Annotated in this window: 8 protein-coding genes; 3 read left to right on the top strand and 5 right to left on the bottom strand. The window is 60.5% G+C overall.

Features of this window, described 5'->3' with window-relative positions; all coding sequences use genetic code 11:
- Positions 1 to 784: endolytic transglycosylase MltG (gene mltG / locus HHJ19_RS11250; protein ID WP_296907278.1), on the bottom strand; the 784-nt coding region annotated here is incomplete at its 3' end.
- An 86-nt stretch (positions 785 to 870) separates the two neighbouring features.
- On the opposite strand from mltG, the gene HHJ19_RS11245 reads away from it, so the two are divergent.
- Both HHJ19_RS11245 and HHJ19_RS11240 read left to right on the top strand, forming a co-directional pair.
- On the top strand, positions 871 to 1830 hold the full coding sequence (locus HHJ19_RS11245; protein WP_296907281.1) for a folate-binding protein: 960 nt from the start codon (positions 871 to 873) through the stop codon (positions 1828 to 1830).
- A gap of 24 nt (positions 1831 to 1854) precedes the next feature.
- Positions 1855 to 2709: an NRDE family protein gene (locus HHJ19_RS11240; RefSeq protein WP_296907276.1), complete on the top strand. Its 855-nt coding sequence runs from the start codon at positions 1855 to 1857 to the stop codon at positions 2707 to 2709.
- A 5-nt stretch (positions 2710 to 2714) separates the two neighbouring features.
- Here the strand turns inward: HHJ19_RS11240 and HHJ19_RS11235 are convergent, their stop codons facing one another.
- From HHJ19_RS11235 to HHJ19_RS11225, 3 genes are all read right to left on the bottom strand, one after another.
- Positions 2715 to 4868 (bottom strand): O-antigen ligase family protein, encoded by a 2154-nt coding sequence (locus HHJ19_RS11235; protein WP_296907274.1) that lies wholly within the window; start codon positions 4866 to 4868, stop codon positions 2715 to 2717.
- A gap of 230 nt (positions 4869 to 5098) precedes the next feature.
- Positions 5099 to 5956, bottom strand: a complete 858-nt coding sequence (locus HHJ19_RS11230) for a YbgC/FadM family acyl-CoA thioesterase (protein ID WP_296907271.1) — start codon at positions 5954 to 5956, stop codon at positions 5099 to 5101.
- Positions 5953 to 6879: an alpha/beta hydrolase gene (locus tag HHJ19_RS11225; protein WP_296907269.1), complete on the bottom strand. Its 927-nt coding sequence runs from the start codon at positions 6877 to 6879 to the stop codon at positions 5953 to 5955. Before HHJ19_RS11225 ends, HHJ19_RS11230 begins: the two co-directional genes overlap by 4 nt.
- A gap of 214 nt (positions 6880 to 7093) precedes the next feature.
- Here HHJ19_RS11225 and HHJ19_RS11220 point away from each other — a divergent pair, with 214 nt between their 5' ends.
- On the top strand, positions 7094 to 8230 hold the full coding sequence (locus HHJ19_RS11220) for an iron-containing alcohol dehydrogenase (RefSeq protein ID WP_296907266.1): 1137 nt from the start codon (positions 7094 to 7096) through the stop codon (positions 8228 to 8230).
- Positions 8231 to 8456: 226 nt separating this feature from the next.
- Here HHJ19_RS11220 and HHJ19_RS11215 read toward each other — a convergent pair.
- Positions 8457 to 10368: Tex family protein (locus HHJ19_RS11215; RefSeq protein ID WP_296907263.1), on the bottom strand; the 1912-nt coding region annotated here is incomplete at its 5' end.

Below are 10368 nucleotides of genomic sequence, written 5' to 3'. Positions count from 1 at the left end.
GAAGGTTGCCGTCAAACCGCGTGCCCAGTCCATAAATCACCGTCGGATCGGTTTGCAGTGGCATGCCGAGCCGCAGCCGGTTGGTAAAAACGCCGCCGATTTGCGCCCGGTCCGACGGTTTGCCGGTTTCCTTTTCCACGATACTGGCCAGAATCAAGGCTTGCTCCGGCGACTTCAGCGGGGTGTCGGCGCTGCGAAGGCTCCAGGCAGCATCGAGCCGCTTGTCCATGGCGCGGGCCGCGCGCTTGAGCACCGCCAGATCGCTGGAGCCCTTGGCATAGGTGTAGGTGTCCGGGAAAAACCGGCCTTCAGGATGTAACCCCGGCCGGCCCAGTTTTTCCATGATGATTTCAGGCTCAAGTCCAATGGTTTCGGGTGCAAGCTGCTCTGATTTTTGTAGTGCCGCGCGGACTTGAAGAAAGGTCCAACCCTCTACCAGCGTGACGCTTTTGAGCGTTTCCTCACCGCGCACCAGCATGCTCAGCAGCCTGCGTGGCGAGGTGCCGGGCACCAGTTCGTAGCTGCCGGCCTTGATCAGTCGGGCCTGACCAGAGAAGCGAAACCAGGTTTGCAGCAACAGCACCGGCACATCGGCTCCGCTGGCGACGATGACTCCGGCCACGCCACTGGCGGACGTGCCGGGTTCAATTTCAAGGTCGATCACCAGGTTGCCGGGTTGCAGGCGCAGGACCATGGGTTCGTGAAGCCACCAAAGCGCAGCGCCAAACAGCAACAGCGCAGCAGCAAATAGTCCCACCAGCAAACTTGCAAAGACACGACGCACAGACCAACTACCTTTTTAACGATAAAACCAAAAAGCACAAGGCGATGATAATTCAGCCCATCTTCAACCCGACTGCGAAACGCGCCATGACACCAGCCAGCACAGCAACTGACACTTCCGGCACTTCGAGCACCTCGGGCAGCTCCGGCATTTGCGAGTTGACTCATCTGGGCGTGATTCGGGTTTCCGGCGCTGATGCCGTGTCGTTTTTGCAAGGCCAGCTGACGCAGGACGTTGCCTCGCTGAGCCTGTCCGAGGCGCGCTTGGCTTCGTTTTGCAATCCCAAGGGGCGCATGCAGGCCAGCTTCGTGTTGTTCAAGCGCAGCCACGAAGAAGTCCTGATGGTCTGCAGCGGTGACATTTTGGCCGCCACGCTCAAGCGCATGTCAATGTTCGTCATGCGCGCCAAGGCCACGCTCAGCGATGCCAGCGCTGATTTTGTACTTTGCGGCGTGACCGGAAATACGATCAAATCAATCGCTGGCGGTGCCGACACTCCCTGGACCAAGACCGATATTGGTGCCGCAAATCTGGTTTTTCTACCAACCGGTGCCGGCCAGGCACGTGCGCTTTGGTGTGCACCTCGCGGGACCGCGCCACCACAAGCCGCGCGCATCGACCTGGACCTGTGGCAATGGCTGGAGGTGCAGTCCGGCATTGCGATGGTTAGCCAGCCGATTTTCGAGGCTTTCGTGCCGCAAATGCTCAATTACGAGTCAGTCGGCGGCGTGAGCTTCAAGAAAGGCTGCTACCCGGGCCAGGAGATCGTGGCACGCAGCCAGTTTCGCGGCACCCTCAAGCGCCGTGCTTACCTGGGGCATGCCGACGCAGCACCCCACGTCGGACAGGAGGTGTTTCATGCGCCTGATGCCGAACAACCCTGCGGGCTGGTGGCAGCTGCAGCAGCCAATCCCTCGGGCGGATTTGACGCGATCGTATCGATGCAGATTTCAGCTGCCAGCGGTGGCGCACTGACGCTGGGATGCGCCGCAGGCGCTGCCCTGACGCTGCTGCCCCTGCCCTACACGTTGCTCGAAGATATCTGAGTCTTCCCTTCAAGAGCCTCACTCATGTGTCTGGTTGCCTTTGCCATCAACGCATCGGCCTGCTGGCCTCTGGTGATCGCGGCCAACCGCGATGAATTCTGGTCTCGTCCCACGCTGCCGCTGGCCCCATGGAAAACCGTTTCCGGCCAGCGTATTATTTCGGGACGTGACATGCGCGCGGGCGGAACCTGGCTGGGCATGACACCAGGCGGCCGGGTGGCGTTTTTGACCAATGTGCGTGAGGCACAGCCGCAAGCGGCACCCCGTTCCCGCGGTGAACTGGTCACGCGCTGGCTCGAAGCCGACGGTGATGCCGCCAGCTTTGCATTGGCGCTGAAGGCCGAAATCAGCGCTTATGGCGGGTTCAACCTGGTGCTCGGCGACTTCCAGCGTAACGCATGGACCTGGGTCACCAACAGGTCCGCCACCGATTTCGGCTGGCATGCCCAATCGCTTGCACCCGGCGTTTATGGCTTGTCCAACGCACAGCTGGACACGCCCTGGCTCAAAACCATGGAACTCAAACGGGTGCTGGCGGGGGCGCTACGGGCCGGACAAAGCGAGCCCGAGCCTGACCAATTGCAAGCCCGACTATGGACGGCACTGGCCAACTCCGAACGCGCCCCTCCCGGACAGCTTCCTGCAACTGGCGTCTCGCTGGCGCTGGAAGAGGCTTTGTCGAGCGCCTTTGTGGAGATTGCCGGACAGGCCTACGGGACGCGCAGCAGCGCCCTGGTTCTGGCCAGCGCGCAGCCAACTCCAGACGGTGCAAGCCGCTGGGATATTCAGTTCAATGAAAAAACCTATTACCGGAGCGGGACACAATCAAACCGGGAGCCCCTGATCGAGCGTTGCCAAATGTCCTGGCAACAGGCGTAGCGGCGCTAGAGCCGGGCCAGAAAGGCTGGCGGAATCTGTTGGCGCACGGCGACTTTCATATCCGGCGAAGCAGCGGCCAGCGCTGCCTGATACGACGCCAGTGCCTTGCTGTCATCTTTTATCTGATTTGCGTAAAGATTACCCAGCTTGAGCAATCCGTCCACCTTCCTGGCTGGCCATTTCTCGTTTCGAAGCTCCAGTCCCCGAATCGCCAGGTCGTAATCGCCGCTTCGAAGGCCTAACAGCCAGCTGGTGTTGACCATGTCGTAGTCATAGCTTCCTTCTGCCAGATATTGTTTGACCAGCCTGGCAGCAAGCTCGCCTCTGCCGGTGCGGCTGAGAAAAAGAACTTCCAGAGAGCGAACCGGGATGGCCGCCGGCTGAATTCTCCGGGCGCGCACAAGGTATTCGCGCACCTTGCCGGCATCACCCAATTGCGCATACCCGCGGCCGACATTGGACAGGATGGCCACCACGTAGGGCCGTGACGCCACCATGGATTCCCACACCAGGATGGCATTTTTCCAGTCGCCCCAATGCGCCAGTTCGTCGGCCACCATGGGCGTGAGCTTGCGGTAGTGCGGGTTGATGGCGATACCTTCCTGGATGAGGTCCATCATTTCAAGCTTGGAGCGGTCCCAGCCTGGGTTGTTGGGGTCCCCAGACTGGGAGATGGCGAGAGCCAGCTGCACTGCCCTGACGATCTTTCGCTCGCATTGCACGGCTTGCCAGCTAATATGGGTCGCTAGGACAATCAGCAAGCTGGTGCTCAAAACCAGGGCGTGTGAACGCTGTGGTGTCCAGCGCAACTCAGTGGCAGTCCACCGCTTGCGCAAGCTGAGACGGGTATCGGAGGCTGCCAGAATCGATAGACAGATGGCAAAAATAAGCCCGGTACTCGCCAGCCGCCAAGGGAACCCTGCATTGCTCACTATCAGCAACGCCAGCAGGCTGGACAGGGCCATCGCGCGAAGTGGAGCTTGCGCGATTGATTCCGTCGTGCTGCTTTTTAGGGTGGCCCAGGCAGCAGAGGCCAGATATGCCGCCAGGCAAAGCACAAAGCCCCATCCGATCAAGCCGTATTCAGCGAGTAACTGCAAAATCTCGTTGTGCGCGTAGTAATCGGTTTCTATCTGCGAGCCGGCTGTCTGGTACAGCGGCGCGTAGACCTCCCAGGCACCCGCGCCCACGCCACTCAGGGGCCGGTCTCCAATCATCCGGCCCGTGGCTTTCCACAACGTCAGGCGAATGGACAGTGACCCGGTACTGAATTCGTCGCGATCCGTGAGGACAGAGAAGCTTCGAAGAATGCCCCGCTCCAGCGCATTTTCACCACGCAACTCCGCGGCGATTTTCGGGTTATCGGTGGGTATCAAACCCAGGCCGATGACCGCGATCAGCATTATGCCGGCGGCGGCGACCCGCCGGGGCATGTCCCAGCTTGAAAATGCAAGCTGCCTGCGGTAAGCGAATCCGAGCAAAGGAAACACCACAAACAGCAGCAGCCACATGGCCGCCAGCGCGGAGCGGGTGCCAGTCATCAGCAGGGCCACTACATTGAGCGACAGGCTAAGGGCCAAAAAGGCGATCAGTTTGGCATTGCGGCTTTGCGCCAGCAGCCACACTGAAAAAGGCAGGGTGCACACCACATATTCGGCAAAAAAATTCCGGTTGACAAAAGTCGAAGCGGGATTGGGCCCCTGGGGGAAATACCTGAAGTCAATCCAGAACTGTAATGCAGTCCAGACCGATGCGAGCATTGCGCCCACATGAATTCCCCATGCGAGGCCGGGCAGTCGTTCACGCGTCAGCGTATTCATTCCAAGCCACAGCAAAAGGCTGAAGATGAACCACCTGATCGCCTCGACACCGCCCAGATAGGCATGTGACCAGGCCATGCTGCCCAAGGCATAAAACATCAGCGACAGCGGCAGCCACATCAGCACATGCCAGCGCAGTGCCTCTATCCTCCGGCGTTGCAGCCAGAAAAACAGCAGCGCTGCGCCGAGCACCGCGAACGACGCCACCATTGATTTCAGGGTGTCCTGCAACAGCAACTCATCGGGAACGCCAATGGCCGGTACCACAAGCATCATGAAGGAAAGAATACCGGCGACCCACCTGCCGCCAGCCACGTCATCACGCAGGGCGGGAGACATAGAATCCGTCGGGCCCATCCCGGCGAACAATGCCGGAGTTGGCGTCGCAGCGAATGGTTTGGGCCTGACGCCGGACACTGACCGGGCCTGAAGTGCGCCAGGCTGTCCGGATGAAATCTTTTTCTTTGCCATTAATACGGACCTGTCCGGCCTTTCACGTTCATATCGTGCGCTTGTGCTCTTTGACTGGCAGGCTTGCAGTGCCTCCCGCGTCAGCCGCCGTCGGCCTTCTAAAGCGTCTTGACCATTTCAATATGCGCAATGCCCACTTCGTCAAACGCGTCGCCACGGGAGAGGAATCCCTGGCGCAGATAAAAACCTTCAACGCTTCGCTGCGCATGCAGCACGACCTCGAAATCACCGCGTTGTCTTGCGGCTTCCAGCAGCACAGCGAGAAGGCGTTGTCCTACGCGTGAGCCGCGCACCGCGCGGTGCACCGCCATTCGACTTATCTTGCCCTGGCGTCCCGCCAGTGACATAAGCCTTCCGGTGGCAATGGCTTGCCCCAGTCCGTTGTAGGCCACAGCATGCAGGGCCGAACTGTCTGCTTCGTCCCATTCAAACTCAGGCGCGATCCCCTGCTCCTGCACAAACACCGCCGCTCGCAGTGCCGCAGCCGGGTGGCCAAGAGCGGTCCAGTCACCGGTTTTTATTTCAAGCACAGCGTCGCCAGCCTCAAAGTACGCGACCAAAGTGCGCAGGGCGTCGGGCACTGGTCTCGAAGTTTGCGACGCCGGATCAGCGAACACATAGACCAGCTCGCAGCTGACGAGCAATTGATCTCCCCGGAAAATGGCACCGGAAAAATTCATTGATGATTTGCCCACCCGGTCGCATTTGAGCGCTATCTCGAGCTGGTCCTCAAAACGCGCGGAGCCGTGGAACTCGAGGCTGGCTTTCTTGACATACAGTTCGCCGCCAAGCTGCAGCATGGCTTCTTCGAACGGCAAGCCAAGCGCGCGCCAGTAATCCGTGATGGCCGTGTCGAAATACATCAGGTAGTGCGCGTTGAACACGATTTTTTGCAGGTCCACCTCGGCCCAGCGCACGCGCAGACGGTGAACAAGGCGAAAATCCGGTCTTTTCATTTTGAAGGCTTCAGATGAAAGGCGTGGCGAAGCGCACGCGCCGCGTCCGCATGGGCGTGCCGCGCTTCAGGGATGATGCGACCCATCTTGATGAACTCGTGGGTCACGCCGCGGTAAATTTCCAGCTCGACCGTCACGCCAGCCGAGCGCAATTTGTCTGCGTACATCACACCTTCGTCGACCAGCGGGTCGCATTCGGCCAGCCCGAACCAGGCCGCTGCCACGCCGTCAACATCCGGCGCGTTGAGCGGCGCAAAGCGCCAGTCGTCGCGATCAGCCGGACTGCGCACGTACAAGTCAAAAAACCAGCTGATGCTGGCTTCGTCAAGCACAAAGCCGCTGGCGAACCTCTGGTGGGAAGGCGTGTCCTGATGCGCCGTACAGCCGGGGTAAAACAGCAATTGCAGCGCCAGTGGCAGCCTGGCGTCACGCGCCAGCACGGCGCAGATCGCCGCCAGCGTGCCACCCGCGCTGTCTCCGCCGACGGCCAGCCGCGCGGCGTCCAGTCCCCGGCTGGTCGCGTGCGCCGACAGCCACTGCAGCGCGTCCCATGCGTCGTTGGCGGCGGTGGGGAATTTATGTTCGGGCGCCAGGCGATAGTCCACCGACACCACAGCGCAGCCGGCGAGATGGCTGAGCTGGCGGCACAAAATATCATGGCTGGCAATGCTGCCAATCGTGAAACCACCACCGTGAAAATACAACAGAACAGGCAGTTTCTCTGCCGATGGTGCATACAGCCGGGCCGGCAGTGCATGGCCATCTCGCGCAGGAATGCTGAAATCCTCCACCCGTTTCAGGGCGGGGCTGGGAATCTCCAGCACGCCTGCACCGGCTTCATAGGCCGCGCGGGCCTGGGCAGCGGTGAGTGTGTGCAGTGGGGGACGTTCGGCCTTTGCCATGCGTCTGAGAACATCCCGCATGGCGGGTGTCAGAAGGGTTTCGGGGGATCTGAAAAGCACTTATGAAGAAACCGCTTGAAACAAGGTCCTTGGCGACCGCCTTCTTGTTTGAAGACCCGCTATCGCCAAAGTGACGGCGATCAGGGTTTGCTTGCAATTCATCGGGTTCTCCAGCCTGTAAAGTAAGGTCAACGTCCGCAACTTCGTATCGTACAACGCAGAAAGACAGCGAACCATGGCTTTCATTTACTACATCACCCAAATCCAGTTTGAATTTGGAGCCATCAAACTGCTCAGGCAGGAATGCGAACGCGTCGGTATCAGCCGACCACTGATCGTCACCGACGCCGGCGTCAAGGCGGCGGGCATTTTGCAAAAGGCGCTGGATGCGTTGCCCGGAATGACCGTTACGGTGTTTGACCAGACGCCCTCCAACCCGACCGAAGCGGCCGTGCGTCTCGCGGCCGGGTTGTACAAAACCGGCGGCTGCGACGGCCTGATCGCCGTCGGCGGTGGCTCGGCCATCGACTGCGCCAAGGGCGTGGCAATTGCCGCGACGCACGAAGGTCCGCTGACCGCTTACGCGACCATCGAGGGTGGATCGCCCAAAATCACCGAGCGCGCCGTTCCGCTGATAGCCGTTCCCACCACCAGCGGAACCGGCAGCGAAGTAGCACGCGGCGCCATCATCATCGTGGACGATCACCGCAAGCTGGGTTTTCACTCCTGGCATCTGGTGCCAAAAACCGCCATTTGCGACCCTGAACTCACCTTTGGCTTGCCCGCCAGATTGACGGCCGCCACCGGCATGGATGCGATTGCCCATTGCATGGAAACTTTCATGGCGCCCCTTTTCAACCCGCCAGCCGACGGCATCGCACTGGACGGCCTGGAGCGCGGCTGGGCGCACATCGAACGCGCCACGCTTGACGGCAGCGACCGCGACGCGCGTTTGAACATGATGAGCGCATCAATGCAGGGCGCGATGGCGTTTCAAAAAGGTCTGGGTTGCGTGCATTCGCTAAGCCACAGCCTGGGCGGTGTTGACCCGCGGCTGCACCATGGCACGCTGAATGCCCTGTTTTTGCCGGCCGTAGTACGCTTTAACGCCGAAGCAGAGTCGGTGCAGAAGGAGCACCGGCTGGACCGCATGGCCAGAGCCATGGGGCTGGCCTCGGGCAGCGATATTCCCGAAGCCATCAAGGCCATGAACGCCCGGCTTGACCTGCCGGCTGGTTTGGCCGCCGTGGGTGTGAGCCAGAGCCAGTTTGAAGCCGTGATCGACGGTGCGATGGCCGATCACTGCCACAAGACCAATCCGCGCATCGCCACGCGCCAGGACTACGAGGGCATGCTGAGAGACTCGATGTAAAACCGGCACCGCCAAACAGCGGATGACCCCGGTGCGAACAGGCATGGGAGTTGCTGACACACCATCTTTACATGCTACTATTTTCATAGCTGTCGGTGACCATAAACAATGGACGACAGGGCTATATGGCTATTTATTCAAGCCCGCCGAGCTATTTCAGCTTTATCGAACACGCCAAAAGGAGAAAAAGGCAACGCGCTGCTCAAGCGCTTTCTTTTTCCTCTGGTTATTTTTTTAATGCTGCCAGCTTGCTGAAAGCCGACTCCATGGCAGTCGAAGCTGTTTGCTGCAGCGTCCCTTGCCGCGCACCGCCCCGATTTTGCGGCCCGGGCCTGGCGCTTTCAAAGCGGTTGTCACGCGGACCGTCATGCCGCGCTGATGGCTCGCCCAGCTTCATGCTCAAGCCGATGCGCTTGCGCGCCACATCGACCTCGGTCACGCGCACCTTGACGATGTCGCCGGTTTTTACCACCTCTCTAGCGTCCGTGACGAACTTGTTGGAGAGCTGGCTCACATGCACCAGTCCGTCCTGGTGCACGCCGATGTCCACGAATGCGCCAAAGGCCGCCACGTTGCTGACCGTGCCTTCCAGCGTCATGCCGGGTTGAAGGTCCTTGATGTCTTCCACCCCGTCATTGAAGCGCGCCACCTTGAAATCCGGGCGTGGGTCGCGGGCCGGTTTTTCCAACTCGGCAATGATGTCCTTGACGGTGATGACTCCAAACTTCTCGTTGGCAAACAACTCGGGCTTGAGTGTTTTAAGCATCTCGGCGCGGCCCATCAGCTCGGTCACCGGCTTGCCGGTGTGCGCCATGATTTTCTCCACCACAGGGTAGGTTTCCGGATGCACGCCGGTCATGTCCAGCGGATTGCTGCTGGCGCGCAGGCGCAAAAAGCCGGCACTTTGCTCGAAGGTCTTGGCACCCAGGCCAGTCACCTTGAGCAAGTCGGCCCGGCTGGTGAAGGCGCCGTTGGCGTCGCGCCAGCGCACCACCGATTTGGCAACTGTCTGGCTCAGTCCTGACACGCGCGCCAGCAACGGCACGCTGGCGGTGTTCAGATCAACGCCGACGCTGTTAACGCAGTCCTCAACCACGGTGTCCAGGCTGCGCGCCAGGTCGCTCTGGTTCACGTCGTGCTGGTACTGGCCCACGCCGATCGACTTGGGGTCGATCTTGACCAGTTCGGCCAGTGGGTCCTGCAGACGGCGCGCAATGCTGGCTGCGCCGCGCAGACTCACGTCGACGTCGGGCATTTCCTGGCTGGCAAATTCGCTGGCTGAATAGACCGAGGCACCGGCTTCGCTGACCACTACCTTATCGATAGCTGCTTGCGCCCGACCCGTCAGGGCATCAACCGATTTGGACATGATTTTTATCAAATCGGCCGCGAGCTTGTCGGTTTCGCGGCTGGCCGTGCCGTTGCCGATAGCGATCAGGTTCACGCCGTGTTTTTCACTCAGTCTGGCCAGCGTGTGCAGTGAGCCGTCCCAGTCCTTGCGCGGCTCGTGCGGATAAATCGTGGCGGTTTCGACCAGCTTGCCGGTGGCATCGACCACCGCGACCTTAACGCCGGTGCGAATCCCCGGGTCCAGGCCCATCACCACGCGCGGCCCGGCGGGCGCTGCCAGCAACAGGTCGCGCAGGTTGTCGGCAAACACCTTGATGGCGACTTTTTCAGCCTCTTCCCTTAGCTTGGTAAACAGGTCGCGCTCCAGCGAAAGGCTGAGCTTGACCCGCCAGGCCCAGGCCACGCATTTTCGAAGCAGTTCATCGGATGGCCTCGCCTGGTTGCGCCAGGCCAGATGCAACGCAATCTTGCCCTCTGCAATGCTGGGTTGACCGGCCTCGGGAGGCACCGGCAGCACCAGTTTGGCATCCAGAATCTCCAGCCCCCGGCCGCGAAACACGGCCAGCGCACGGTGCGAAGGAACCCGGCTGATTGGCTCGTCGTAGTCGAAATAGTCACGGAACTTGGCGGTATCGGCATTGTTTTCGTCCTTGCCAGTGACCAGCTTGGCAGAAAACAGTCCTTCGCTCCAAAGCCAGTTGCGCAGCAACTGCACCAGCGCTGCGTCTTCCGCCCAGCGTTCGCTCAATATATCGCGCACACCATCTAGCACGGCCTGCAGCGTCGTA

Origin of the sequence: Polaromonas sp., from assembly GCF_012927415.1 — a bacterium.
In the GTDB taxonomy this organism is placed as follows: domain Bacteria; phylum Pseudomonadota; class Gammaproteobacteria; order Burkholderiales; family Burkholderiaceae_C; genus Polaromonas.
The sequence above is the reverse complement of the archived record's forward strand: the minus strand, read 5'-3'. Positions and strand labels throughout refer to the sequence as shown.

Bases quoted from the DNA above. Each gene is read 5' to 3' on its own strand.
- HHJ19_RS11245 (WP_296907281.1), top strand. From the start codon at position 871: ATGACACCAGCCAGCACAGCAACTGACACTTCCGGCACTTCGAGCACC.
- HHJ19_RS11240 (WP_296907276.1), top strand. From the start codon at position 1,855: ATGTGTCTGGTTGCCTTTGCCATCAACGCATCGGCCTGCTGGCCTCTG.
- HHJ19_RS11235 (WP_296907274.1), bottom strand. From the start codon at position 4,868: ATGTCTCCCGCCCTGCGTGATGACGTGGCTGGCGGCAGGTGGGTCGCC.
- HHJ19_RS11230 (WP_296907271.1), bottom strand. From the start codon at position 5,956: ATGAAAAGACCGGATTTTCGCCTTGTTCACCGTCTGCGCGTGCGCTGG.
- HHJ19_RS11225 (WP_296907269.1), bottom strand. From the start codon at position 6,879: ATGCGGGATGTTCTCAGACGCATGGCAAAGGCCGAACGTCCCCCACTG.
- HHJ19_RS11220 (WP_296907266.1), top strand. From the start codon at position 7,094: ATGGCTTTCATTTACTACATCACCCAAATCCAGTTTGAATTTGGAGCC.